The sequence below is a fragment of the Mesorhizobium loti genome (assembly GCF_013170705.1).
Lineage (GTDB): Bacteria > Pseudomonadota > Alphaproteobacteria > Rhizobiales > Rhizobiaceae > Mesorhizobium > Mesorhizobium loti_D.
Map to the genome: position 1 here is coordinate 6,054,834 of NZ_CP033334.1, position 25,106 is coordinate 6,079,939.

At 64.6% G+C, this 25,106-nt stretch carries 21 protein-coding genes; 9 read left to right on the forward strand and 12 right to left on the reverse strand.

Features of this window, described 5'->3' with window-relative positions; translation table 11 throughout:
• Positions 1-99 precede the first annotated feature (99 nt).
• Positions 100-1,383, forward strand: coding sequence for an NAD(P)/FAD-dependent oxidoreductase (locus EB815_RS29695; RefSeq protein ID WP_056565749.1), 1,284 nt, complete (start codon positions 100-102; stop codon positions 1,381-1,383).
• Positions 1,384-1,427: 44 nt separating this feature from the next.
• Here EB815_RS29695 and fghA read toward each other — a convergent pair whose 3' ends face one another.
• Positions 1,428-2,285, reverse strand: a complete 858-nt coding sequence (fghA, locus tag EB815_RS29700) for an S-formylglutathione hydrolase (RefSeq protein WP_056564859.1) — start codon at positions 2,283-2,285, stop codon at positions 1,428-1,430.
• A gap of 172 nt (positions 2,286-2,457) precedes the next feature.
• Between fghA and EB815_RS34025 the strand changes: the two genes are divergently transcribed.
• From EB815_RS34025 to EB815_RS29715, 3 genes are read left to right on the forward strand one after another with little or no spacing between them, the layout of a single operon-like run.
• Entirely contained in the window at positions 2,458-2,589 is a 132-nt protein-coding gene (locus EB815_RS34025) for a hypothetical protein (protein WP_274534538.1), read from the forward strand.
• A 60-nt stretch (positions 2,590-2,649) separates the two neighbouring features.
• Complete coding sequence (locus EB815_RS29710) at positions 2,650-3,810, forward strand: pyridoxal phosphate-dependent aminotransferase (RefSeq protein ID WP_246740206.1); 1,161 nt, start codon at positions 2,650-2,652, stop codon at positions 3,808-3,810.
• A gap of 48 nt (positions 3,811-3,858) precedes the next feature.
• Positions 3,859-4,761, forward strand: coding sequence for an allantoinase PuuE (locus EB815_RS29715; RefSeq protein ID WP_056564865.1), 903 nt, complete (start codon positions 3,859-3,861; stop codon positions 4,759-4,761).
• A 91-nt stretch (positions 4,762-4,852) separates the two neighbouring features.
• Here EB815_RS29715 and EB815_RS29720 read toward each other — a convergent pair whose 3' ends face one another.
• From EB815_RS29720 to EB815_RS29735, 4 genes are all read right to left on the reverse strand, one after another.
• The gene (locus tag EB815_RS29720) at positions 4,853-5,755 is read right to left on the reverse strand and encodes an SMP-30/gluconolactonase/LRE family protein (RefSeq protein WP_056564868.1); all 903 of its coding nucleotides are present in this window, start codon (positions 5,753-5,755) and stop codon (positions 4,853-4,855) included.
• A 110-nt stretch (positions 5,756-5,865) separates the two neighbouring features.
• A complete protein-coding gene (locus tag EB815_RS29725) occupies positions 5,866-8,286 on the reverse strand; it encodes a GcvT family protein (protein WP_056564871.1) in 2,421 nt (806 codons plus the stop codon).
• Positions 8,287-8,403: 117 nt separating this feature from the next.
• The gene (locus tag EB815_RS29730; protein ID WP_056564874.1) at positions 8,404-10,059 is read right to left on the reverse strand and encodes an ABC transporter substrate-binding protein; all 1,656 of its coding nucleotides are present in this window, start codon (positions 10,057-10,059) and stop codon (positions 8,404-8,406) included.
• A gap of 194 nt (positions 10,060-10,253) precedes the next feature.
• On the reverse strand, positions 10,254-11,141 hold the full coding sequence (locus EB815_RS29735) for a LysR substrate-binding domain-containing protein (protein WP_056564877.1): 888 nt from the start codon (positions 11,139-11,141) through the stop codon (positions 10,254-10,256).
• Between the two features lie 239 nt (positions 11,142-11,380).
• Here EB815_RS29735 and EB815_RS29740 point away from each other — a divergent pair, with 239 nt between their 5' ends.
• The 5 genes from EB815_RS29740 (at position 11,381) to EB815_RS29760 (ending at position 17,795) form a co-directional block, all read left to right on the forward strand.
• The gene (locus EB815_RS29740; protein WP_244493912.1) at positions 11,381-12,727 is read left to right on the forward strand and encodes an MmgE/PrpD family protein; all 1,347 of its coding nucleotides are present in this window, start codon (positions 11,381-11,383) and stop codon (positions 12,725-12,727) included.
• A gap of 64 nt (positions 12,728-12,791) precedes the next feature.
• A complete protein-coding gene (locus EB815_RS29745) occupies positions 12,792-13,700 on the forward strand; it encodes a dihydrodipicolinate synthase family protein (RefSeq protein ID WP_056564880.1) in 909 nt (302 codons plus the stop codon).
• Between the two features lie 8 nt (positions 13,701-13,708).
• On the forward strand, positions 13,709-14,677 hold the full coding sequence (locus EB815_RS29750) for a D-2-hydroxyacid dehydrogenase (protein WP_056564884.1): 969 nt from the start codon (positions 13,709-13,711) through the stop codon (positions 14,675-14,677).
• A gap of 76 nt (positions 14,678-14,753) precedes the next feature.
• A complete protein-coding gene (locus EB815_RS29755) occupies positions 14,754-16,295 on the forward strand; it encodes a trimethylamine methyltransferase family protein (protein ID WP_056564887.1) in 1,542 nt (513 codons plus the stop codon).
• A 12-nt stretch (positions 16,296-16,307) separates the two neighbouring features.
• Positions 16,308-17,795 (forward strand): N-acyl-D-amino-acid deacylase family protein, encoded by a 1,488-nt coding sequence (locus EB815_RS29760; protein WP_056564890.1) that lies wholly within the window; start codon positions 16,308-16,310, stop codon positions 17,793-17,795.
• Here the strand turns inward: EB815_RS29760 and EB815_RS29765 are convergent.
• Genes EB815_RS29765 through EB815_RS29795 form a run of 7 tightly spaced genes read right to left on the reverse strand, consistent with a single transcriptional unit; the run spans position 17,780 to position 24,951 of the window.
• Positions 17,780-18,445 (reverse strand): cysteine hydrolase family protein, encoded by a 666-nt coding sequence (locus EB815_RS29765; RefSeq protein WP_056564894.1) that lies wholly within the window; start codon positions 18,443-18,445, stop codon positions 17,780-17,782. The genes EB815_RS29760 and EB815_RS29765 overlap by 16 nt on opposite strands.
• On the reverse strand, positions 18,442-19,725 hold the full coding sequence (locus EB815_RS29770; RefSeq protein WP_056564897.1) for a Zn-dependent hydrolase: 1,284 nt from the start codon (positions 19,723-19,725) through the stop codon (positions 18,442-18,444). The genes EB815_RS29765 and EB815_RS29770 overlap by 4 nt, the downstream gene beginning before the upstream one ends.
• On the reverse strand, positions 19,722-20,888 hold the full coding sequence (locus EB815_RS29775; RefSeq protein WP_056564900.1) for an NAD(P)/FAD-dependent oxidoreductase: 1,167 nt from the start codon (positions 20,886-20,888) through the stop codon (positions 19,722-19,724). The genes EB815_RS29770 and EB815_RS29775 overlap by 4 nt, the downstream gene beginning before the upstream one ends.
• Positions 20,885-22,234: a Coenzyme F420 hydrogenase/dehydrogenase, beta subunit C-terminal domain gene (locus tag EB815_RS29780; RefSeq protein WP_056564902.1), complete on the reverse strand. Its 1,350-nt coding sequence runs from the start codon at positions 22,232-22,234 to the stop codon at positions 20,885-20,887. The genes EB815_RS29775 and EB815_RS29780 overlap by 4 nt, the downstream gene beginning before the upstream one ends.
• Positions 22,235-22,246: 12 nt before the next feature.
• Complete coding sequence (locus EB815_RS29785; RefSeq protein WP_056564905.1) at positions 22,247-23,161, reverse strand: nitrilase-related carbon-nitrogen hydrolase; 915 nt, start codon at positions 23,159-23,161, stop codon at positions 22,247-22,249.
• A complete protein-coding gene (gene hydA / locus EB815_RS29790) occupies positions 23,146-24,576 on the reverse strand; it encodes a dihydropyrimidinase (protein WP_056564908.1) in 1,431 nt (476 codons plus the stop codon). The genes EB815_RS29785 and hydA overlap by 16 nt, the downstream gene beginning before the upstream one ends.
• 24 nt (positions 24,577-24,600) lie before the next feature.
• Positions 24,601-24,951 carry a RidA family protein gene (locus tag EB815_RS29795; protein ID WP_056564911.1) on the reverse strand — a complete coding sequence of 117 codons (351 nt, stop codon included), beginning with the start codon at positions 24,949-24,951 and terminating at the stop codon, positions 24,601-24,603.
• Between the last annotated feature and the right edge of the window lie 155 nt (positions 24,952-25,106).

The window sequence follows — 25,106 nt, forward strand, 5'->3', positions numbered from 1 at the left end:
TATGGAGTTTTTCGCAGGTGGCGCATCCCCTTTCGCCCGACGGCTTCATCCAGCCTCCCGGGCCTGTTTTCCTCCCCGGTCACCCTGACGATGCCGAGCATGCTTGAGAGCAACCCACCGAAGAGCCTCTACCGCGAAACGGCCGGCGGCACCGGCGACTACCCTGCCCTCGCCGGCGCGCAGCGGGCGAGGGTCGCGATTGTCGGCGGAGGTTTCACCGGCCTTTCGACTGCCCTGCATCTGGCGGAAGCCGGCGACGACGTTGCCGTGATCGAGGCCCGACAGCCGGGCTGGGGCGCGTCGGGCAGGAATGGCGGCCAGGTCAATCCCGGCCTCAAATACGATCCCGACACGATCGAGGCGATGTTCGGCCCTGAGCTTGGGCCTCGGATGGTCGATTTCTCCTATGGCGCGCCGGACTTCACCTTCGATCTTATCAGGCGCCTGTCGATCGCCTGCGAGGCGCGACAGAACGGCACCATACGCGCGGCCATCCGGCCGAAGCCGGAAGCCGCCGCACAGACCACGGCCGCGCAATGCATACGACGGGGAATGCCGGTCGAAATGCTGGACGCACAGGCGATGGCGGCGCGCACCGGAACCGACAGATACATAGCCGGCATGTTCGACGCCCGCGGCGGCGACCTCCATCCCCTGAAATACAGCCTTGGCCTGGCAGCCGCCGCGCGGGACGCCGGCGCGCGGATATTCGGCGGCAGCGAAGTCCTCTCGCTGAAGAGGGAGGCCGGGCGATGGGTCCTCAAAACCGCGAACGGCTCAGTCAGCGCCGAGAAGGTGCTTGTCGCGACCAATGGCTATACCGGAAGCCTGTGGCCGGACCTGCGGCAGTCCCTGGTTCCGGTGTTCAGCGCGATCGCGGCGACCGAACCGCTTTCACCGGCGGTCGCGACCCGGATTCTTCCCGACAGGCCTGTCGTCTACGAGGCCGGCAACATCACCGTGTACTACCGCATCGACGCCCAGAACCGTCTTCTCATGGGCGGCCGGGGACCGATGAGGCCCATCGGAGATGCTTCCGCCATCCGCTACCTCACCGACTATGCACTGCGACTTTGGCCAGCGCTTGCAGGGGTTCGCTGGACACATGGCTGGAACGGCCGGGTCGCGATCACCAATGACCATCTTCTGCACATTCACGAGCCGGAAGACGGCGTCCTGATCTGCCTTGGCTACAATGGCCGTGGCGTCGCCATGGCATCGGCAATGGGCGCTGCCCTGGCGCAGCGCCTGCGAGGCAAAGAGACGCCGCCGTTTCCCATGCCGATATCGCCGCTCCAGCCAATCCGGTTTCACCGGTTCTGGCCGCTCGGGGTGAAGGCCGCGATCCTTTCCGGGCGGCTGAAGGATCGGTTCGGCATCTGACGCGGAGCCCGCATGGCCTGGCGGCTTACGGGTCGCGAGAAAAACTATGCTTTCAGGTCAGACAATCTCTGGGCATGCCATCTCAGATGGTCGTCCATGAATGTCGAAATGAAGAAATACGAATGGTCATAGCCATCCTGCATGCGCAGGGTCAGCGCAATGCCGGCCTTGGCGCAGGCAGCCTCCAGAAGCCAGGGCTTCAGCCCGTCATTGAGAAATCCGTCAGATGTCCCCTGGTCGACGAAAAACTCCGGGAAACGGTGGCCATCCTCGATGAGCAAGGTGGTGTCGTAAGGCCGCCATGATGTCTCGTCCGCGCCGAGATACTTTTCGAAAGCCGGCCGCGACCAGCCGGCGGTGCTCGGCTGCACGATCGGCGCGAAGGCCGAGCAGCTTTTGAAACGTCCGGGATTCTTGAGCGCGATCGTCAGCGCGCCATGCCCGCCCATCGAGTGGCCGAAGATCGCCTGGCGCGTCATGTCAGCCGGAAATTCCCGCGCGATCAACGCCGGCAATTCCTCGGTGACATAGGAATACATGCGGTAGTTCCTGGCGTAGGGCTCTTGCGTCGCATCGAGGTAGAAGCCGGCACCGCCGCCGAACTGCCAATTGTCCTTCTCGTCGGGGATGCCGGCGCCGCGAGGGCTGGTGTCGGGACAGACGACGATCAGGCCAAGCTCGGCGGCCATCCGCCTGTACTCACCCTTGTCCATGACGTTGGCGTGGGTGCAGGTGAGGCCGGAGAGGTACCACACGACAGGACAAGGTTTTTCGCGAGCCTGCGGCGGCACGAAGACGGCGAAAATCATGTCGCAGGAGCAGACATCCGAAGCGTGGGAATAGACGCCCTGCACGCCGCCATGCGACTTGGCCGAGGAGATGGTCTTCATCCGGTCCGACATGTGTTTCTTCTCCGCCAAACGTCCTTCACGGCCGCCTGTCTACGGCATGGGCCGGGATCGCGGCAACCCTGATGGATTGGACCATGGTTCCCAGGCGAGGCGGCTGCCGAAAATCATCCCCATAAGGGCCAAACCATTGAGGGTCACCCAGTGCAGGTCCGGGTCGTCCGACGTGATGCGCGTAACAACGCTGACGATGGATGGAGCGGGCACATCGGCCGACACTTATGCGCCGGATGGCATTGACGGCGATATCCCCACCGTGCTGTGGCCCGTGCACAACGGCCTGCTGCGCTACGGATGACAAGCGCATCGCAAAACAAGGGCCAGAATTTCGCAGCCATTGCGCGGTAAGTTTTTGCTTGTGAACAAGCTGGCGGATTGTAGCCTGCGCACGAGCCGGTCCAACAAAGGTGGTGCGCGAGATGGTCGACATCCAAATCCCGATGGATGCAGCGTGCCGCTGAAAGCAGTAGCTCATATCGAGGCCATGTCCGCCTTCGCGCTTGCGAATTTCGGCGGCTATGACGGGCCAACCCTTGCTCAGAATGAAAGCGCTTTTCCGCCCAGCCCCATGGCCATTGCCGCTGGCCAGGACGCGATTGCCCGCAGCCATCTCTATCCCGATCCGGACTGGACGGCACTGCGCGGGGCGATCGCGCAAGCCTATGGTGTCGAGCGCGACATGATCCTGTGCGGCGCCGGTTCAATGGACCTGATCAATTGCACCATCGCGGCGTTTGCGGGCCCAGGCGCGGAGGTGCTGGGCACCTCCTATGCCTATAATTTCGCCGCATCCGCCGCCGCGCGTGTCGGTGCGGCCTACGTCAAGGCAGCAGAGTACGATTTCATCGTTTCGATCGACAGCATCCTGGCTGCCGTCACGCCCGCAACGCGTATCGTTTTCGTCTGCAATCCGGGCAATCCGACCGGCACCCGTATCCGCAACAGCGAACTGCTGCGGCTACGCGCGGCGTTGCGGCCGGACGTGCTCCTGATGATCGATCAGGCCTATGGCGAATTCGACGACCAAGACCCCGGGCAGATCCTTGCGCTTGTCGCGCGCGGCGATACCGTCGTGCTGCGCACCCTCTCGAAGGCTTATGGTCTGGCCGGGGCACGCGTCGGCTGGGGCCTGTTTGCGCCTTCGGTCGCGGCGCAAGTGCGCAAGATACAGAATTCGAACCAGGTCACGACGCCCAGCCTCGCCATGGCCGTCGCGGCTTTGGAGGATCAGGCCTACATGCGCGAAACGGTGGCCCGCACGGCCGGAATTCGCGACCGGTTTGCGCAGGATCTGAGGTCTGCCGGATACCATGTTCCCGAAAGCCGGGCGAATTTCGTGCTGATCCGCTTCGCCGGCGCAGCTGCCGCGGAGGCCGTCGAGAAAACCTTGCGCGGCGCCGGTATCATCGTGCGGAGCCTGGGCGGCTACGGCCTCACCGACTGTTTGCGAGCGACGGTCGGCCCGCAAGAGATGATGGATCGGGCGCTGCGCATACTGATCGACATGCGCGGCGACTAGATCCGGCGACCGCATGTTCTGCGACCTGCATCCTGGGAGATTTGAGAAATGCCGTACCTGCCCGTCCGAGACTTCATCGGCTATGGCGAAAAGCCGCCTGCCGCGCAGTGGCCTGGCGGGGCCAAGCTGGCCCTCAACATCGTCGTCAATTATGAGGAAGGCGCCGAATACAGCATCGGCGAGGGCGACGGCGTCTCCGAGGCGATCCTGTCGGACCTCGCGGTGTCCCCGGCGGCGCCGGGTCTGCGCAACCGCAACATGGAATCGCTCTACGAATACGGCTCACGCGTCGGCGTGTGGCGGCTGGCCTCGCTTTTCCGGGAAAAGAACATTATCCCGACCTTCTACGTCGTCGGGCGAGCGCTCGAGCTCAATCCAGCGGCCGGCAAGGCGATCGCGGCACTCGGCAGCGACATCGTCTGCCATGGCTGGCGCTGGATCGACTACGCCCCGCTGAGCGAGGAAGAGGAGCGCAATCACATCGCGATGACGGTGGACACCGTCCAGCGGATCACCGGCATTCGCCCGCTCGGCTGGTACACCGGCCGGCCCAGTCTCAACACCCGGCGGCTGGTGGCGGAGCATGGCGGCTTCCTGTTCGACTGCGATGACTACAATGACGACCTGCCCTATTTTGTCGACGTCGACGCCAAGCGGCATCTGGTCGTCCCGCACAGCTTCGACAACAATGACAGCCGGTTCTCGCGCGGCTCCGGCCTGGAGACCGGCAGCCAGTTCTTCGAGTATGTCAGCGATGGCGTGGACTGGCTGCTGGCCGAAGGCGAAAAGACGCCGCGCATGATGACGGTTTCGCTGCACTGCCGGCTGGCGGCCCGGCCGGGCCGCATGATCGGGCTCGCCCGCTTCCTCGACAAGATCAAGGCCAATCCCGACATATGGATCTGCCGCCGCTCCGACCTTGCCCAACATTGGCTGGATCGGTTCGGCTGAGAAAGCATTCGGCGGCATTGTTTTGACGCAATTCCGGACGGAAGACCGCTTCGCACTTTTCCTGCAATTGCTCTGGCAGCCGGCCACCACCCTACTTATTGGGAACCTCATAGACCTTGCCATGCCAGGGTGCTGCATCGATCTGGTCTAGCGCCATCACGTAGAGTTCTTTCTCGTCGGGTCCGAAGGCGAAGTTCGGCATGGATGGCGACGGAACCGAAAGCGTGCGCAACAGCTTCGCGTCCTTGTCGACGACGATGATCTTGCCTGGCGCGTCGAGCGAGCGTGGGCTCTGGCCGATATACATCTCGCCAGCCTTGTCCATCTTGATGCCGTCAGGCCAGATATGCGGCTGGCTCGGGAACAGATCATCGAGGCGCAGGAAGACGCGACGGTTGCTCAGGCCGTGGTCGGCCTGGACGTCGAACTCTATGATCCTGTTATCCTCGGTCTCGACCAGATAGAGGATTTTTCCATCGTTCGACATGACCAGGCCATTGGCATTGTGCAGGTCGCCGGCAACCTTCTTCACGCTGCCATCCTTGCCGATGTAGTAGGCAGAGGCGTCGATCAGCGGTCCGCCCTTGCCGGACCCGGTGAAGTAGATGCCGCCATCCTTGTCTGGCGCGAAGTCATTCGGTCCGCTGAACGGCCTGCCGTCCGTATCCTTGTCATAGGCCGGCAGCGTCTTGCCGTCGGCGGAGATGCGGCCGATCGAGTTGCTGTCGTAGCAGGTGACAAGAAACTCGCCAGAGGTCGTCGGCAACACCGCTGAAGGGCCACAACCGTCCATCTTCCAGAAGATCTCGTTCTTCTTGCCGTCCCAAACGGTCACCGTGCCGCGGCCGTATTCGACGTAGAAGAGCTTGTCCTGATACCAGATCGGACCTTCGGCGAACCACGCGTCTTCATTGATGACCTTGACGTCTCCCGCATGCGCGGAGGATGTGAGGGCCAGGGCAAGCATGGTGCCCAGCAGATGCCATTTGATCATGCGATTCCCCTTTGTTTTCAGATGGTCGAAATCTTCCTCGTTCAGCTTTGCCGGCGTTTCCGGCCGGTCACGGTTTGCGTCGGTTCGTCGAATGGATGGATGGCCGGGCTCTATGAGCGCAAACGCTTGCCTTCGGGGTCGAAGGGCGGATGCGGCAGCAGGATCGCCTCATGCGGCCTTCCGAGTATGGCGACCGAGACCTTGTCTCCGGCCTTGGCCGAGCCGGCCTTGACATAGCCGAGCGCCAGGGACTTCTCGACGAAATAGCCATAGGCGCCCGAAGACACCTGTCCGATCGGCGTGCCATCGGTGAGGAAGATCGGTTCGCCGCCGGTTGCGTCGGCATCCCTGGCATCGATCGACAGCATGATGAGTTCATCGCGCGCCGGCTTGCCGGCGATGGCGGCATAGGCATCGCGGTTGAGGAACGCGCCCTTGTCCATTTTGACAAGGCCATCGAACTTGACCTCCTGCGGCCAATATTCGGGCGAATATTCGCGACTCCAGCTGCCATAGCCCTTTTCAACGCGCAGCGACATCAGCGCACGCGATCCGACCGGTCCGGCGCCGACTTCATTGCCGGCCTTGAGCAGCGCGTCGTAGAGTTCGACCTGGTCGGCGGACTTGCAATGCAGTTCCCAGCCAAGGTCACCGGTGAAGGACACCCTGAGCGCCACCACATCGATGCCGGCGACGGTGATCCGGCGTGACTGCATGAAGGGGAATGCCTCGTTCGACAGATCCTCATTGGTCAGGCGCTGCAGCAGGTCGCGCGAACTCGGTCCCGCCACGTTGAAGCCGCAGAGCTCCTCGGTGCGCGAGCGGAAAGTCGTGCCCTCGGGCAAGGGGACGGCCTTGAAGAACCTTTGGTGGAAGCGTTCGGCCATGCCGGAGCCAATGACCATGAATTCGTCGGCGGCGAGCCTGGTCACGGTGAAGTCGCCGGCGATGCCACCGCGCTTGCCGATCAGCGGCGTGAGGCAGGAGCGGCCAACTTTTGCCGGCATGCGGTTGGCGAACAGCGCATTGAGCCAGGCCTCGGCACCGATGCCCTTGACCTCGTATTTGGCGAAATTGGAGATGTCGATGATGCCGGCGCGTTCGCGCAGCATGCGCGCCTCGCGGCCCACCGGTTCCCACCAGTTCTGGCGCGTGAAGCCGATCGTCTCCTCGTGCGGCTCGCCCTCGGCGGCGAACCACAGCGGGTGCTCCCAGCCAAAATTGAGGCCGAAGACGGCGTTCATTCCCTTTTGCATGTCGTAGACGGGCCTGGTCCGCACCGGTCGCCCGGCGGCGCGTTCCTCGTTGGGGAAATGGATCTTGAAGCGATGGCTGTACTGATCCTGGACGCGGGCCTTGGTGAAGGCCTTGCCGGCCCAGTGGCCGAAGCGCGCCATGTCCCAGGCGAACATGTCGAGCGAGGGCTCACCCTCGATCATCCACTCGGCTGCCAGCTTGCCCATGCCACCCGACTGCGAGAAGCCGGGAATGATGCCGTTGCAGCAGAAATAGTTGCTGAGTTCGGGCACCGGCCCGAACAGCACCGCGCTGTCCGGCGACCAGATCATCGGCCCGTTGATCACCTTCTTGACCCCGGCTGTGCCGACGGCCGGGACACGCGCGATCGCGCGCAGCATGTTCTCTTCGATACGGTCCAGATCGTCGGGAAACAGTTCGTGGCCGAAGTCCAGCGGCGTGCCGTCCTCGGCCCAGAACTTCATCTTGCGCTCATAGGCGCCGATGAGCAGACCAAGGCCTTCCTGGCGCAGATAGTACTCGCCGTCGCGATCGGCGACCGAAGGCAGGCGGCGGCCCATGGCGGCGATTTCCGGGATGGCCTCGGTGACGAAATACTGGTGCTCGGTCGGGATCAGCGGCAGCTGCAGGCCAGCCATGGCGGCGACCTCCCTGCCCCACAGGCCGGCGGCATTGATCACCCACTGCGTGCGGATGTCGCCCTTTGGCGTGCGCACGATCCAGCTGCCGTCTGCTTGCGCCTCGGTCGCGGTCACCGGCGTGAAGCGATGGATCTCGGCGCCGCGCTGGCGCGCGCCGGCGGCGTAGGCCGCGGTGACGCCGGACGGATCGACATTGCCGCCTTCCGGCTCGTACATGATGCAGCGTATGCCGTCGAAGTCGACCAGCGGATGCAGCCGCTCCGCCTCGTCACGCGCGACTTCGTAGAAATTCATCTTGTAGCGCCGCGCCTTGGCTTCCTGGAGCCTCAGCTGATGCTCGCGCGCCTCGGTCTGGGCGAGATAGAGCGAGCCCGGCTGGAAGATGCCGCACCCCTGGCCCGTCTCGGCCTCCAGCTCCTTGTAGAGCGCCATGGTGTAGTGCTGGAGGCGGCTGATGTTGGTGGAATCATGCAGGCCGTGGATGTTGGCCGCCGCGTGCCAGGTGGAACCGGAGGTCAGTTCGCTGCGCTCGAGGAGGACGACATCCGTCCAACCGAACTTGGCAAGGTGATAGAGGATCGAGCAGCCGATCAGACCGCCGCCGATAACGACGGCTTGTGCATGAGTACGCATGTTTCTTCCCTTTGTACGGCGACTGGCGTTTGACTTAGCTGACTGGTCGATCGCAGTCGCCCGGCGAGTTCGGGGGCGCAACATGCGCCCCCGAGATATTTGCTGTGGCTGAACGGCCTATGCCTTGTCGAGCCAGACCTTATCCAGCTGCAGCTCGAATGTCTGATGCATGCCAAGGTTCTTCACATAGGTGGCGTGGTGCCGGTAGAGCGAACGCCAGAACGCCTGGATGAGGATGCCGGAGTCCTGCAGAATGGATTCGACGTCCTTCATCAGTTCCTTGCGCTTGTCGACGTCCGCCACGGCAAGCGCCGCGCTGAGCTTCTTGTCGAATTCCGGATTGGCGTAGCCCGACTCGTTCCAGGCCTCACCGCTGCGATAGGCGATCGCCAGCACCTGGACGCCGAGCGGCCGCATGCCCCAATCGGTGGTCGACCACGGATATTTCGTCCAGTCGTTCCAGAACGACGAGCCCGGAATGATGGTGCGCTTGACCTTGAAGCCGGCCTCGCGCATCTGCGCGGCGACGACGTCGGCCGGGTCCTTCACAAAGTCCGCATCGTAGGAGATCAGCTCGAACTCGTGATCCGTCTGGCCGGCCTCGGCCATCAGTGCCTTGGCTTTGGCGAGATCGCGCGGAACTTTCGGCAGCGCGTAATATTCCGGATGGATCGGACAGACATGGTGGTTCTCAGCGACCTGCCCGAGGCCGCTGTAGCCGAGCTTCAGCACCGTCTCATTGTCGACCGCGAGCTGGATGGCGTTGCGCACGCGTTTGTCGTCATACGGCTTGTTGGTCACATTGGTGCGCAGCACGATGGTGCCGGCGGTGACCACCTGCTCCTTGACCAGCCCCATGCTGTCATAGAGGTCGACCGTGCCGCCCACCGTCTGGTAGTTGCAATCTATCTCACCGGCCTCGAAGGCGCTGCCGATGGCGGGGTTGGAGGCGTCCGATCCGTAGTCGGTCCAATCGACGCCATCGAGATAGGGCTCGCCGCCGAACCAGGTGAAGTCCTTGCGCCGCCGCACCGAGGCCGACTCGCCGACCTTGTACGAGATCAGCTCATAGGGACCGGTGCCGGGCGTCTTGAGCATGTCGGCGCCGTTCTTGTCGAAGTCGCGATGGACGATGACCGCCGGATAATCGGAAAAGCCCGGAATGATGGTGACGTCGGACTGATTGCATTTCAGCTTCACCGTGTGGTCGTCGACCTTGGTGATGGCGCCGGCCGCGGCTTTCTTGGTTGCGGGATCGATCAGGGAGCTCATGCGCCCGGCCATCGAATTGCCCTCGGCCGCCTTGTCGCACCAGCGTTCGATGTTGTGCACGATGTCGTCGGCGTTGAAGTCGTCGCCGTTCGACCACTTCACACCCTTGCGCAGATGCAGCGTGTATTGCGTGGCGTCGTCACTCACTTCCCAGCTCTCGACCAGATGTCCCTCGAAGGTGAAGTCGGTGGTGTAGCGGATCATGTAATCGTTGCACTGGCGCATGACGTTGGCGATCTCGGACCAGTCCCAGGAGCGCGGATCCTTCATGTCCTTGATGATCATCTGCATCTTCAGGATGCCGCCCTTCTTGCCAGGCACGATCGTCGCGGCCTTGGCCGGGGCGATGCCCGCCATCGAATAGGCGAACGCCGTGGAAGCGCCCATCGCGCTTGCCATGGCCAGGAATTCGCGGCGATCCATCCGGCCGCTTTTGACTTCGGCTGCGTAGCTTTCGATGACCGCCGGGACGCGGTCACCGTTGCTCTTGAACATTGTCATCGTTGTTCTCCGGTTCAGGGCTTTCCGCCCGTTACATTCCCCTTGCGACATCCATGTTAGGGGCGATGCAAAAATCCCGGAAGGGCTCGAGCCGTGAAGAACCGCCAAAACCCGGCCCTAAAGGCCTAAAAAAACGATGCCATTGGCGTGTCAAATTTTTGAGCGCAGGCCTGCCGCCCGCTCGCGGACGGCTGTCAGGCGCCGTCTTCGCGCGCTCGCGACAGGATCCATTCGCGCACGATGCGAGCGATGTTTCCTTTCGAGAGTTGGCTCTCGGTGAGGTAGTAATTCCAGGGGCTTGGCGGCCGGACCGGAAAGGGTTCGACGAGCAGTCCGCGACGCAGATAGGCATGGGCAAGCGACCGTTGGGTGGCGACCAGTCCGGCGCCCATGGCGGCGAGTTCGAGCGCGATGTTGGAGGCGTTCGTCGACAGCCCCTTGTCGTGGTCGTCCATGTCGACGCCAAGCGCGGTGGCAACAACCTGCCAGTATTCCTGGCGGCCATGCACGAAGATCCAGTCCACCTTGAGGATATCTGCGGGCGCCTTCACGGCATGCTCGCCTTCGAGCAGCGAAGGCGCGCAGAGCAAGAGCAGTTCGTCGTTCCAGAGCGGGATGCCGGCAGGCGGGCGGTCGTCGAAACGCCGCGTTGAAATCGTGATGTCGGCGATCTGTTCGCTGATATCCTCCCAGATCGTGCCGTGCAGCACGATCTCGATCTCGGGATGTTTCTTGCGAAACGCCGCCATGCAGCCCGCCAGCCAATTCTCCGCCAGGCTCATCGGGCAGGAGACGACCACGGTGCGATTGCGCGAAGAGGTCACGATCGCCTCCGTCGCCTGGTCGATCTGATCGAGGGCCTGGCGCAAGGTCGGCAGGAAGGCCTCGCCCATTTCGGTGAGCTTGAGGCTGCGCGGATAGCGGATGAACAATTGCCGTCCGATGTAATGTTCGAGCGCGCGGACATGCGTGCTGACCGCCGCCTGCGTGTATCCGAGTTCGTTGGCGGCGGCGGTGAAGGAGAGATGCCGGGCCGAACTCTCGAAGGATCTGATATAGTTCAACGGGGGTGGCGGCTTCATCGCTAACTCCTGCAAGACGCGGTGATAGCTATCCCACAGACGGGCTGGCGTTCAATCGTGACCGACCACAAGACGTGAATTTTTTTGGCCAATGCCGCCGAACTAATTGCGTGAAAGCACGATGAACCCAAATTAATGATGTCGTGACGCAGAGGGGAGTAATGCAAGTGGCTGTGCCGTCGCATCGGCGTGAAGGGCCTGACGCGAGTACCAGCGTTACCGTCCGCCTGGCTGATTTCGTGTTACGGCGGCCCGCGGCGGCATTCCCCGCCCCTGTCCTAGAGCAGGCGCGCTACCTCCTGCTGGACACAATCGGCATTGCCATTGCCGCCGGTCCGATGGAAGCGGGCCGCATTGCCCGCGACACCGCAGTACTTCTCTACGGTTCGGCCGACCCGCGGCATTCGGCACGCATGCTTTTCGATGGACGCCGTGCCAGCATCGCGGGAGCCGCCTATGCGGCCGCGACGCAGATCGACAATCTCGACGGCCATGACGGATACAGCCCGACCAAGGGCCATATCGGCGTCGCTGTCGTGCCGGCGCTGGCAGCGCTTGCCGAGGCACGCCCCGACCTCGGCGGGGCGGAGGCACTGGCGGCCCTGGTCGTTGGCTACGAAATTGCCGGGCGGGCGGGCATCGCGCTGCACGCGACCGTGTCGGACTACCATACATCGGGTGCCTGGAATGCGCTGGGCGTCGTCGCGGTGGCGGCGAGGTTGCGGCGGCTCGGCGACGATCAACTGCGCCAGGCCCTTGGCATTGCGGAATATCACGGCCCACGCAGCCAGATGATGCGCGAGATCGCGAACCCGACGATGCTGCATGACGGCTCGGGCATCGGCACGCTGGTCGGCCTGTCCGCGGTCGTGCTCGCCGAACGCGGCTTTACCGGCGCGCCGGCGATCACGATCGAGGAGCCCGAGGTCGCGCCGCATTGGCAGGATCTCGGCGCCTTCTGGCAGGTGCTGCATCAGTATGTGAAGCCGTACCCGATCTGCCGCTGGGCGCATGCCGCGATCGACGCGACGCGCGGGCTCTGCCATGCGCATCATCTGGCGCCCTCGGACATCAGCCATGTCGAGGTGAACAGCTTTCACTACGCCGCAACGCTTTTCGACGGCATGCCGGACACGACCTCGAAGGCGCAGTACAGCCTGCGCTTCGCCGTCGCGACCTTTATCGTCCATGGCCGTATCGGACTCGAGCACATTTCCGGCAGCGGCCTGGAAGATGCTGCCGTGGCGGATATGCTGAGCCGCATCACTGTCCTGGAATCCGAGCGCCACAGTGCCCGTTTTCCGGCGGGCCGCTGGGCCGACGTGGCGATCACGACATCAGATGGCCGGATCCTCGCTTCGGGCGACGTCCATGCGCGCGGCGGACCGGAGGCGCCGCTGACGCAAGCTGAAATCGAGGCCAAGTACATGGAATTCGCCGCGCCGGTGCTTGGACAGGGCCGCGCCGAGGCGATCCGCGACACGGTGCTGTCGCTCGGCGACCGCGACAGCCTCTTCAGCGATCTCTCGGCATTGCTCTACGATCCTCCGGTGATCACCAAGATGCTGCAACGGCCAGCGTGGTAGCGCCGGACAGCGGCAGCGGCGGTCACACACGGCATCGAATACCATCACGCACAGAGGACACAAGATGACCCGCCCGCAAGGAACCATCGCACCGATCCTGACGCCATTCGCTGACGACGGCAGCATCGCACGCGACCTCTTTGTGTCCCATGCCAGCTGGGTGCTGGACCAGGGCGCGCATTTCCTGTCCCCCTTCGGCACCACCGGCGAGGCGCTGTCGCTCTCGCTGGGCGAGCGCATGCGGGCTCTGGAGTGGCTGATCGAAGCCGGCATTTCGCCTGACCGGCTGATGCCCGGCACCGGCGTCACCGCGCTGCCCGAAACCGTCGAACTGTCGAGGCACGCGGTCGGGCTCGGCTGCGCCGGAGTGATGGTGCTGCCGTCCTTCTTCTACACCGCCGCCGGCGATAACGGCCAGGCGCGCTACTACGGCGAACTGATCGAGCAGGTAGCGAATCCGGCAATGAAGATGATCCTCTACCATATCCCGCAGAACTCCGGCGTGCCGGTCAGCCCGGCCTTGACAGCCCGGCTGAGCGCGGCGTTTCCTGAAACGGTCGTCGCCTACAAGGATAGCGCCGGTGACTGGAACAACACGGCAGCGGTGATTGCCGCGGCACCTAAGGTTGCGGTGTTCCCGAGTTCCGAAGCGCAACTGACCAAGGGCCTGGCCAGCGGCGCGGCAGGCTGCATCTCGGCCACCGTCAACCTCAACGCCGCGGCCATCCGCTCCCTTTACGATCGCACGCTGGCCGGGGAGGACGTTGCCGAAGCGGATGCCGCGATCAAGGCATTCCGCAAGATCATCCAGGATGCCGGTCTGATCCCGGCGATGAAGGCCGTGCTGGCGGTGCGCTCCGGCGACAGGCGCTGGCTGAACCTGCGCGCTCCGCATGAGAATGCAACGCTCGAAGGCGGTGAGAAGCTGCTCGCTGCGCTCGGCTCGTCGGCAGATCACATTGGACGGAACTGAGCAGCATCATGTCGGCTGAACCATCCGTCATCCTGCACACAGACCGGCCGGGCGCGGCGCTGGCCGTGCTGATGGAGACGCATCCGGACCTCGCGGTGCATGCCTGCGACAGTTACGCCGCCCTGCCCGAACTGATCGGGCGCGTGGCGGCTGAAGTGGTTTATTCCGTCCGCTTCGACGGCACGCCGCGCTTCCCGCGCCGGGCCCTGGTCGAAAGCGTGACCGTGAAATGGGTCTCGGTCGGCGGCTCCGGCACCGATCATCTCGGACGTTGGGACCCGGAGCGGCTGACGGTGACGAACGCCGCGGGCGTCGCCGCCGGCATGCTTGCCGAATATGCGCTCGGCTCCATGCTGTCCTTCTCGCTCGACCTGCGCGGCTTTGCGGGCCGCCAGCAGGCACGACAGTGGGGTGGCGGCCCCGTCGAGCCGATCGAAGGCAAGACGCTGTTGATCATCGGCCTTGGCAAGACCGGCGAAGCCGTCGCCAAACGGGCGCATGCGATGGGTATGCGCACGCTGGGCATCCGTGCGCGCCCCAAGCCGACACCAAGCCTGGATGAGGTTCATGGCGTTGACGCGCTGCTGCCACTCCTCGGCCGTGCCGATTTCATTGTCTGCTGCGTGCCTTTGCTGCCGACCACGCGCGGTCTGCTCGGCAAAGCGGCCTTCGCCGCGATGAAGCCTTCAGCCGTGCTCGTCGATATTTCGCGCGGTGGCGTGGTCGATGAGACCGCGTTGCTCGAAGCCCTTGACGACAAGCGTATCAAGGGGGCGGCGCTCGACGTCTTTGCGACCGAGCCGCTACCCGCCGAGCATCCTCTCTGGGGTTACGACAACGTCGCCATCACGCCGCATTGCGCGGCGGTCTATGACGGCTGGGACATCAAGTCGGTGCGCATGTTCACCGACAATCTGGCGCGTTATCGCCGCGGCGAGCCGCTGGAGAATGTGGTCAGTCCGGAGCGCGGCTATTGAAAGCAATTCCAGGAAAAGTGTGCAGCGGTTTTCCGTCCGGAATTGCGAGAAAGAGAATCGGGAAGGAATAAATCCGATGTCACAGGACAGGCGCGGCGGCGGCCGCAGATCGAAGCTCGGGCGCAGCGGTGGCGGCATCCCGCAGCTGCCGTGGCAGAGCGTCAAGAATCCCTATCCGCCCATGCAGCTTCTCGACGAAGAGCGGATGCAGCAACTGCACGACACCTCGATGCGTATCCTGTCCGAACTCGGCATCCGCGTCATGAGCGAGCGGGTGATGGACCTGTTTGCTTCCGCCGGCGCCATCGTCGATCGCGAAGAGAAGACCATCCGCATCGATGAGAGCCTCGTGCGCGAGGCGCTGCGGGCGGTGCCGTCATCCTTCACGCTGACCAGCCGAAATCCGGAAAAGCAGGTCCATCTCGGCGGCAACTCGCTGGTCTTCGGCCTGGTGGCCGGCCCGCCCAACGTGCATGACCGCATCAACGGCCGCCGTCAGGGCAATCTTGCCGACTATCAGAACTTCATCCGGCTGGCGCACCACTTCAACGCTATCCACATCATCGGCAACCAGGTGGTGGCGCCGATGGAGCTGCCGGCGAATGCGCGCCATCTCGACACCTACCATGCCAATCTGACGCTGAGCGATCTCTCCTTCCACTGCACCGCGATCGGCCGCGCCCGGGCCATGGACGGCATCAACATGATGGCGATCGCGCGCGGCATCTCCGTCGAGGAGATGCGCGCCTCGCCTGGCGTGACCACGATCATCTCCATCAACTCGCCGCGCCTGTTCGACGACGCAATGGCGGAGGGCCTGATCGCCATGGCGGAGCACGGCCAGCCGGTGACCGTCACGCCTTTCACGCTGATGGGCGCGATGACGCCGGTGACGCTGGCCGCCGCACTCTGCCAGCAGAATGCGGAAGCGCTATTCGGCGTGGTGCTGACGCAGCTCGTCAATCCCGGCACGCCGGTGATGTATGGCGCCTTCACCTCCAATGTCGACATGAAGTCCGGCGCGCCGGCCTTCGGCACGCCGGAGAATGCCAAGGCCAACATCATCGCCGGCCAGTTGGCGCGGCGCTACAACCTCCCCTATCGCACCTCAAATGCGAATGCCTCGAACGTGGTTGACCTGCAGGCCGCCTACGAGACGGAAATGGCGACGTGGGGCGCGGTGCTCGGCGGCGCCAACCTGATCTACCATGCGGCAGGCTGGCTGGAGGGCGGGCTGACAGCGTCCTATGAAAAGCTGGTGCTGGACGTCGAGATCCTGCAGAACATGATGGAGTTCCTGCGGCCGCTGCCGTTCCAGGAGGACGACCTGGGCTTCGAAGCGATCAAGTCGGTGCCGGCCGGCGGCCACTTCTTCGGCGCCGAGCACACCATGTCGCGCTACACCACCGCGTTCTACCAGCCGATGCTCTCCAACTGGCAGAACCATGGCGCCTGGGAGGAGGCCGGCGGCAAGGATGCGCTGGAGCGGGCAACGGAGCTCTGGCAGCAGGCGCTGCACGATTACGAAGAACCGGTGATGGACCCCGCGACCCGCGAGGAGCTCGACGCCTATGTCGCGCGCCGGCGCGAGGAGATCGCCGCCAATCCAGAAGGTTAGGATTTCTACCCGATGCCCCATGATCTCGTCATCCGCCACGCGACGCTGATCGCCGGCGACGGCTCGAAACCTTTCGATGCCGACATCGCCGTCACCGGCGACAGGATCGCCGCCATCGGTCGGCTGGACGACGTGACTGGTATCGAGGAGATCGATGCCAGGGGCAACGTGGTCGCGCCCGGCTTCATCGACGTGCACACCCATGACGACGGTGCGCTCTTGGCGCCCCGCGGCATGGATCCGAAGATCAGCCAGGGCGTGACGACGGTGATCGCCGGCAATTGCGGCGTCAGCCTGGCGCCGCTGCTTCTCGACAGGACGCCACCGCCGCCCTTCACGCTGGTCGGCGGCCGCGAGAATTTCCGCTTCGATCGCTTCGCCGACTATGTCGCCGAGCTCAAGCGGCGCGGCATCGCCACGAACGCGGCCTTGTTGGTCGGCCACACCACTTTGCGCCAACGCTGCATGCCGGTGACCGACCGTCCGGCCAACGCAGCGGAAACGGCGGCGATGCAGGAGGCGGTCGCCGAGGCCATGGCCGAAGGCGCCTTCGGCCTCAGCACCGGGCTCGACTATCCGCCCGCCGTGAAGTCCTCGACCGAGGAGGTCAAGGCGCTCGCAGCCATGGCGGCCGGCCTCGGCGGCCCCTATGTCACCCACACACGCAACTATTTCGAGACGATGGACGAGGCGATCGAGGAAGCGATCGACATTGCCGATCATGCCGGCGGCAAGCTGTTCATCTCGCACCACCAGTGCACCGGCCACGCCAATTTCGGCAAGAGCCGTCCATCACTGGAAAGGATCGACCGGGCGCGCGAGACGATGGACATCGGCATGGATGTCTATCCCTATGCCGCAAGCTCTACCGTGCTTCGCCTGGAACGTTGCGACACGGGCCTGAAGATCCTCGTCACCTGGTCGGATCCGCATCCGGAGATGGCCAGGCGCGAGCTCGCCGACATCGCGCAGGAATGGAATTGCAGCGAACGCGAGGCGGGTGAGCGCCTGCTGCCGGCCGGCGCTGTCTATTTCCAGCTCGACGAGACGGATGTGCGCAACATCATCGCCCATCCGCGCACGATGATCGGCTCGGACGGCCTGCCGCACGATATCCACCCGCATCCGCGCCTGTGGGGCACTTTTCCGCGCGTGCTTGGCCACTATGCCAGGGATGTCGGCCTGTTCAGCCTGGAGGAAGCCGTGTTCCGGATGACCGGGCTGCCCGCGAAGGAATTCGGCATCGCGCAACGGGGGCTGCTGGTCGAAGGCAATTTCGCCGATCTTGTCGTCTTCGATCCCGACACGGTCATCGATACCGCAACGTTCGAGGAGCCGCGCCGGCCCGCCGCCGGCATCGAGCACGTCATCGTCAACGGCGTATCCGTATGGCGCGGCGGCCGGGCGACCGGGGCACTGCCTGGCACAGTGCTCAAGCCCTCGGCCTCAAAGGTCGTCAGGGGCGCATGCGGCTGCGGCGCCGATCACAGCGCCTCGTAAATCCGGTCGACCGTTTCGAGCGTGTAGGCAAACTCCACCGGCCGCGTGCAGCGCCATGCCTGATAGGGCTCGCCCCGCAGCAACTTGATCGCCTCCGACGTCGTCAGCACACCGCCGCCGTAAAGACGATTTGCCATGTCGAGGGTGGCGGTGCGATGCATCATGGTGGTCATACTGCCCATGGCGTCCTTGACCAGCCAGACGCGAAACCCCGCATAGACGGCGTCGAAGACGGTAGCGCGCACGCAACTGTCGGTCAGGATACCGGTGACAATCAGGTTCTCGATGCCGCGGTCGGCGAGATCCTTGTGGAGATTCGTATCCTTGAAAGCCGTTGGCCATGTCTTGCGCACCACGATCTCGCTCGGCACCGGCGCGACCTCCTCGCAGATGTCGGAGCCCGCGCTGCCGGCCACCGCGTAGCGGAACTCGTCCGACACACCCTCATTGAGGCGGGCGTAGTTCGACCTCTTGTCCTCGCCAACCCATGCCTGCACATGGAAGGCCTGCACATGAGCGGCCCGTGCCGCTTCGAGAATCGCAGCGGTCCGGGCAAGTACCCCGTCGTAGTCGACGATCGGCCAGGCTGCACCGGGCCGGTATTCGTTTTGAAGATCGATGGGCATGATCGCGGTCTTGGCAAGATTCATGGCTCTCTCCTGTTGGGATCGAAGGAAATGACGAACTGGAAAAGCAGACGAATCGCCTGATCGAGATCGGCGATTTCCATCGCTTCATGCGGGTTGTGGCTGCCGTTCTCGTTGCGAACGAAGATCATGGCGGTCGCAATGTCGGCGCCGGCAAAGGTGGCTGCGTCATGCCCCGCCCCGCTCGGCACATGCGGCGCCCGCATCCGCAGTTCGGTGGCGGCGCGGTCGAGCTTCGCAATCAGAACCGGCGACATGGTTGCCGGCTCCCAGCTGAAGCGCGGTCCGGCCTCGAAGCTGACGCCGCGTTTCGTGCCGACTTCGGCGAAGAGCGCGTGCAGCCTTGCCTCGATCCGGTCCAGAACAGCGGCCTCGGCGCTGCGCACATCGAGCGTGAAACGAAGTTCGCCCAGGACGCGGCTGCCGCCGTGATGGCTCGGATCGGATTCCACCCGGCCGAAGGTGATGGTGGCCTCATGCCCTTCACGCTCGAGCGCGTCCCATTCCGCTTCAAGACCGGCGACCAGATCGGCAAAGCCGAGCACGCTGTCACGGCGGGCAAAACGCGGCTCGGCGCCGGAATGCGCGTAGGCGCCAAGGCATTTCGCATCAACGTAACGGAAGCCGCCCGCAATACCGGTGACGATGCCGACCGGCGCGCCGGAAGCGACAAGGCGCGGCCCCTGCTCGATATGCACTTCGACGAAAGCCGCGATGCGGCCGGCATCGATGCCCGGCACGCCACGCCGCACGGCATCGGGGTCGAAGCCTTCCTCACGCATGTGATCCGCGAGCGTGCGTCCGCTGTCCGACCGCTTCGCGTCCAGCGCCGCCGGCTCAAGCAGGCCAAGGGCGGCCTGGCTGCCGGGATAGGACAACGGAAACCACACCGCTTCCTCGGCGCGGGTCGCCAGCACGACCAGATCGCGCGGCAATTGGATGCCTTGCCCGACCAGTTCGGCCATCACCGCCAGGCCGGCCACGACGCCCGCGGCGCCGTCGAAATTGCCACCATGCGGTACGCTGTCGAGATGCGAACCGACGACGATCGCCGGCAGATCGGGGTCGCGGCCTTTCAACGTCAAATAGAGGTTGCCGGCGGCATCGACATCCGCCGTGGCGCCGAGCTTTTCCGCTTCGTCGCGCACGAGATCATGGGCGAAGCGCTCGCCAGGTCCGTAGGCGATGCGTGTGATCCCCGGCGCATCGGTGGTGGCGTGCGCAAGCCTATCCAGCAGATGCCCAGCCAGCCTGCCGCCAGCTGTGAGGACGGCATCGCTCATGATGCAACCTGCCTGGCTTGGGACGCGACGCCGCGCAGCCGGTGTGGCGTGAGATCGTCTATCGACACGCCCTGCCTTGCGACATCGTCTGGAAAGCCCTTGCCCGCAATCAGGCTGGCGCAGACGCGCGACAGCGCCGGCGAGGTCTTGATGCCGTAGCCGCCCTGCCCAACCAGCCAGACGAAATCAGGCACTTCGTCATCCGGCCCGACCACCGGTGACCCGTCGGCGACGAAGGTCCGCAAACCCGCCCATGAGCGCGACACGCGCTGCACTTCGATCGTCGTCGCCCGTTCGAGACGCTCAGCACCAATCGCCACATCGATATCCTCGGCATAGGCATCCATTGGCGCCGAGGGTGTCGCATCGGCCGGCGAGACGAACAACTGCCCTGCATCCGGCTTGAAATAGAATTCGGCGCCGACATCGTTGACCAGCGGCCACTCCGATATGTCGACCCCGGCAGGCGCCGGGATGTTGAAGGCGGTGCGGCGCTTCGGCTGCAGGCCGATCGGGCGAACGCCGGCCATGACGGCGATCTCGTCACCCCAGGCACCGGCGGCATTGACGATCCGTGGCGCGAGGAATGTTCCCGCCGGGGTTTCGACCCGCCACTGGCCGCCTTGCCGACCAATGGCGTTGACGCCGGCATTGGTGACGATCCTGGCGCCGTGCGCACGGGCGCCACGCAGGAAACCCTGGTGCAGGCCGTTCACATCGATGTCCATCGAATGCGGTTCGATATAGGCGCCTGCGAGATAATCCGCGCGCAGCACCGGCACGCGCGCAATCGCCTCGGCGGGCGTCATGGCGACGATCGAGGGCACCAGCGCCTGCGCGGCCTCCATATCCTCACGCAGGAGGTCGAGTTGATCGCTGCGCGCCACCGTGATCATGCCGCGTTTGCTGAGCAGCGGATAATCGGTGAAGCCAGCCGGCGGCTCGGTCAGGAAGGACCGGCTCGCCAGCACGATCCGGCGGATGATGCCGTTGCCGTAGTTTTCGGTGAAGCTAGCCGCCGAGCGGCCGGTCGTGTGGTAGCCGCAATGGCTTTCCCGCTCGATCACGACCACCTTGGCGGAGCGGGAAATCTCGAAGGCGGCGCCGGCGCCGGCCATGCCGCCGCCAATGATGATGATTTCGGTTTGCTCGGCGGCACTCATATCAGCTCATCCTTCAACACGCTCATCGCTTCAACATGATGCGCAGCCTTGCGTTCACGCGGCACGGCAGGCGGCTCACCCAGGCGTCCGCGCCGGGCGCGGTCGCGGGCACCGCGCCCCTCGGCCAGATTCTCGGCCAACGAATTCTGCGCGGCGCAATCCTCAAGAGCGAGGTCGGTGACAAAAGGTATCGGCTTGCCGGCGATCGCCATGCCTTTCAGCCGCGCCCAGACGGCGCGACGCTTGCGCACCTGGTGCGACTGCAATTCGCTGATTTCGGCTATGCTGGTTTCACGCTTGATCTCCAGCGCGCCGGCTTCGACGGCCGCGTCGAACAACTCAAGGCCGCGCCTGGTGCGCACGATGATGCCGTTGAGCGGCTCGTCCTCGACCGCCGGCCCGCCGTTCAACCAGGCGTCATGAACCGCGATATCCGCCACCTGGCCGATCGCGTCCGGGCAGATCTTGCAGCGCGGCTGGATCATCCATTTGTCCTCGTCTTCCCACAGCTGCCGATAGGTGAGTTCGAAGGAGCGCCCGTCGCTGGTTTGGATTCGGTTGAGGCCGGGATTGCCGTGCCCCCGATAGCGGAACAATCTGAGCTCGTCCTCGCCGAGGCCGAAGCGCTGCAGCGCCTGTTCCGATTTCGACAGATCCGAGGCACCGCCGCAGACGAAGGCCAAGGCATATCGCATCAAATCATTGACGCGGGGATCGAGCCGCGCCAGGTTGCGCACGGCGGTGATGTCGCAAGGCTTGGCGATCAGCGCGAAGGGCTCGCCGCGATCAAGGATGTCGCCGAAATCCGTCAGGGTCGCAGCCGGGCCGTAGCGCGAGCCGGCGCCCTCAAGCACCGAAGCGGCATCAAAGCTGAGCCGACGCTCGCTGCGCATCGGCTGGGAATGCGACGCGGCGACATGCAGCACGAACTTGACGCGTCCGGAGTTCAGCAGGAATTGGCCAAGGGCCGTCAGCACCCCACCTCCCGAGCCGACAAACCGCACCGTGGGATCTCCCGCGCGGCCGAGCACAAGCCGTTCGGCAGGCCCCCAGACGGTGTCCGTCAACGCGGCATTGCTTGCCTGCGCAGGCGGCGGACCGGCGATGCGCGTTCCCGGACAGACGGCGTTGATCCGCATCAGCGTCGACCTGTCCAATGCCTGGTTCGCCACCGGCCGCTCGCGGCCCTCCGGCGTCATCACCATCTCGACCGCGCCGGGGCCGGCGATCGATCGGCAGAGGCCGCAGCCGATGCAAAGACCGTTCTCGACGATCTCGCTCAGCGAAAGTGGATCGGTCGAGAGCATCATCGCGGCTTGGCTATGGCTGGCTTCGATCAGGCCCATCTCGTTTCGATCTCAGACCGGTTCCGAAATACGCCGGTACTGATCGGGGCGACGATAGAGCGCGAAGTTGAAGTTCACCTTCCGGCAGGTCTCGATCAGGTCGAGGTCAGCGCGATGGACGATGATCTCGTCGCCGAGCGACATCGCCTGCGCGGCAATCTCGCCGGTCGGCGCGATGATGCAGGAGCCGCCGATCAGCGCCTGGCCGTCTTCCAGCCCCGCCTTGGCTGCGGCCGCCACCCATAGCGTGTTCTGGTAGGCGCCGGCCTGCATCGGCAAATGGTTGTGGAACATTCTGAGATGTGCCAGCGCCGGCGCCTCGTCCAGCAGCAGCGGCGTGTTGTAGCCGAGCAGCACGACCTCGGCGCCGTTGAGGCAAAGCATGCGATAGGTCTCCGGCCAGCGGCGGTCGTTGCAGATCGCCATGCCGACGCGGACGCCGCGATAGTCGAAGACCGGGAAGCCGAGATTGCCGGGCTCGAAATAGCGGCGTTCGAGATGCGTGGTGGTGCCGTCCTCCGGCTCGCTCGACCCCGGCACATGCATCTTGCGGTAGCGGCCGATGAAGCGCCCGTCCGGGCCGACAAGGTCCATGGTGTTGAAATGGCGCGTCCGGCCGTCTTCCCCAGCAATCTCGCAATAACCGAGCGCGAAGCCGACCTTGAGGCGCGTGGCGGCGGCATAGAGGCGCTGCGTTTCGGGGCCAGGCATCGACTGTTCGAAGAAAGCGTCGATCTGCGCCTGATCGTCGATGCGCCAGCGCGGGAAGAAGGTGGTGAGCGCCATCTCAGGGAATACGGCAATCTCCGCACCCGCTGCCGCGGCCTGTTCCAGCAAGTGGACGAGGCGATCGACAGTTTCGGCACGGGAAGCGCTGCGCTGGATGGGGCCGGTCTGGGCGACCGCTATGGTCAGGCATCGAGCCATGGCGTCGTCTCCTCCACTGGTTTTCCCGAGCGGGCCGGATCGGCCGCGGTGCGCTCTACGAATTGTCCGAACCCAGGCCGCACCTGCAGCACGCCGTCGGCGACCACCGGCACGCCGCGCACCAGCACGGTGGTCGGCTTGCCGGTCACGCTCCTGCCCTCGTAGGGCGTGAAGTCGACGCGTGAATGCAGGGCCGAATGGCCGAGCGTCCAGGTCGCCGTGGGATCCCACAGCGCCAGATCGGCATCGAGGCCGATCGCTATCCGGCCCTTGGCGTGGGCCAGGCCATAGATCGCGGCGGCATTGCGCGAGGTGAGATCGAGATAGCGCTCCAGCGTCAGGCGGCCGGAGAGCAGCCCTTCCGAGAAGAGCAGCGGCAGACGGGTCTCGATGCCGGGGATGCCGCTCAGCGTGGTGGTAAAACCGGGTGTTTGCGATCGCGCGATCTTGTCGGCGAAGAAATAGGGCGAATGATCGGAGGACCAGAGATCGATGCCGCCAGCGATCAGCGCCTGCCAAAGATGCTCATGGCTGCGCGGCGAACGCGGCGGCGGTGAAAAGACGAAACGCGCCGCATCCAGGGCCGGCCGGTCGAGGTCGGCGGCGCCGATGAACAGATATTGCGGACAGGTCTCGGCGATCGCATCCACGCCACGGGCCCGCGCCCGCGCCACCTCCTCGGCCGACTGCCAGGAAGAGACGTGGACGATGGTCATGCGCGCGCCGGTCATTTCGGCGAAGGCCAGCGCACGATGCGTGGCCTCGCGCTCCATCGTCTCGCTGTGGGCAACGACATGGTAGCGGATGTCGGTTCGGCCAAGATCGATCAGCCGCTGGCGCGTGCGGCGGATGGCGGCATCGTTCTCGGCATGGACCATGACGATCCAGCCAAGCCTGTGCGCGGCGTCGAGTACCCTGAAGAAGAGATCGTCGTCGACCGCAAAGCCCTGATAAGTCATGAACAGCTTGACCGACGCGATGCCGCGTCCGGCGAGCTGTGAAAGCTGTTGCTCGACATCGGGGCCGGTGCCCATGGTCACCACCGCGTGCAGCCCGTAGTCGATCACCGCGCGCCCCGTGGCGCGATCGAGAGCGCGGTCCACGGCGCCAATCGTCGTCATGTCCGGACCCGGCATGCCGAACGGGACGATGCATGTGGTGCCGCCGAAGGCCGCCGAGATGGTGCCGGACTCGAAATCGTCGGCGTTGCCGGCGCCGCCCCAGACCGGCTGGTCGAGATGGCAGTGGGCGTCGATGCCGCCGGGCATGACCCAACGACCGCCGGCGCCGATCACGGATTTACCGGCCAGGCCGGTTCCAATGGCGGCGATGCGGCCCTCGTCGATGGCGATGTCGCATTCGGCCCAACCATTGTCGAGCGCAACCCTTCCGCCTTTGATCACCAGCTCATGCATTCGGTTTGCCCACCCCAATCGGCATCAGCCGACGGCCGCCGTGACCATGATCTCGACGCGATACTGGTCGCCCGCAAGCCGCGCCTCGACCGTTGCGCGCACCGGCATGGCGCTGCGGTCGATCCAGGCGTCCCATGCCGCATTCATCATCTCGAAGTCGGCGATGTCGCGCAGCCAGATCTGGGCACTGAGAAGCTTCGACTTGTCGCTGCCGGCCTTGGCCAGAAGGGTATCGATCTTGGCGAAAATCTGCTTCGTCTGCGCAGTCGTGTCGCCGGAAAGGTCGTCCGCGGTCAGGCCGGAGACATAGACGGTGCCGTTATAGCGCAGTACCCGGCAGAAGCGTTGCCCGTTCTCAAGACGTTCGATCGTCATCCCCTGGTCTCCTCTCGATCTTCGGCAGGTGACCTATCGTAGGGAGCGTGCAAAAGGGCTGTAAAGCCCGTCGCAGGGCGCAAGGCCGTTTTCCGCCACCGGGATGGCCAAAAAAAATCACGCCATAGCCGTGTCAATCTTCGCTTGTGGCATGC

Bases quoted from the DNA above. Each gene is read 5' to 3' on its own strand.
- EB815_RS29735 (WP_056564877.1), bottom strand. From the start codon at position 11,141: ATGAAGCCGCCACCCCCGTTGAACTATATCAGATCCTTCGAGAGTTCG.
- EB815_RS29785 (WP_056564905.1), bottom strand. From the start codon at position 23,161: ATGGCTCGATGCCTGACCATAGCGGTCGCCCAGACCGGCCCCATCCAG.
- EB815_RS29695 (WP_056565749.1), top strand. From the start codon at position 100: ATGCTTGAGAGCAACCCACCGAAGAGCCTCTACCGCGAAACGGCCGGC.
- EB815_RS29795 (WP_056564911.1), bottom strand. From the start codon at position 24,951: ATGACGATCGAACGTCTTGAGAACGGGCAACGCTTCTGCCGGGTACTG.
- EB815_RS29765 (WP_056564894.1), bottom strand. From the start codon at position 18,445: ATGAATCTTGCCAAGACCGCGATCATGCCCATCGATCTTCAAAACGAA.
- EB815_RS29725 (WP_056564871.1), bottom strand. From the start codon at position 8,286: ATGCGTACTCATGCACAAGCCGTCGTTATCGGCGGCGGTCTGATCGGC.
- fghA (WP_056564859.1), bottom strand. From the start codon at position 2,285: ATGTCGGACCGGATGAAGACCATCTCCTCGGCCAAGTCGCATGGCGGC.
- EB815_RS29750 (WP_056564884.1), top strand. From the start codon at position 13,709: ATGTCGGCTGAACCATCCGTCATCCTGCACACAGACCGGCCGGGCGCG.
- EB815_RS29780 (WP_056564902.1), bottom strand. From the start codon at position 22,234: ATGGGCCTGATCGAAGCCAGCCATAGCCAAGCCGCGATGATGCTCTCG.
- EB815_RS29775 (WP_056564900.1), bottom strand. From the start codon at position 20,888: ATGAGTGCCGCCGAGCAAACCGAAATCATCATCATTGGCGGCGGCATG.
- EB815_RS29745 (WP_056564880.1), top strand. From the start codon at position 12,792: ATGACCCGCCCGCAAGGAACCATCGCACCGATCCTGACGCCATTCGCT.
- EB815_RS29730 (WP_056564874.1), bottom strand. From the start codon at position 10,059: ATGACAATGTTCAAGAGCAACGGTGACCGCGTCCCGGCGGTCATCGAA.
- EB815_RS29770 (WP_056564897.1), bottom strand. From the start codon at position 19,725: ATGAGCGATGCCGTCCTCACAGCTGGCGGCAGGCTGGCTGGGCATCTG.
- EB815_RS29760 (WP_056564890.1), top strand. From the start codon at position 16,308: ATGCCCCATGATCTCGTCATCCGCCACGCGACGCTGATCGCCGGCGAC.
- EB815_RS29755 (WP_056564887.1), top strand. From the start codon at position 14,754: ATGTCACAGGACAGGCGCGGCGGCGGCCGCAGATCGAAGCTCGGGCGC.
- EB815_RS29715 (WP_056564865.1), top strand. From the start codon at position 3,859: ATGCCGTACCTGCCCGTCCGAGACTTCATCGGCTATGGCGAAAAGCCG.
- EB815_RS29720 (WP_056564868.1), bottom strand. From the start codon at position 5,755: ATGATCAAATGGCATCTGCTGGGCACCATGCTTGCCCTGGCCCTCACA.
- hydA (WP_056564908.1), bottom strand. From the start codon at position 24,576: ATGCATGAGCTGGTGATCAAAGGCGGAAGGGTTGCGCTCGACAATGGT.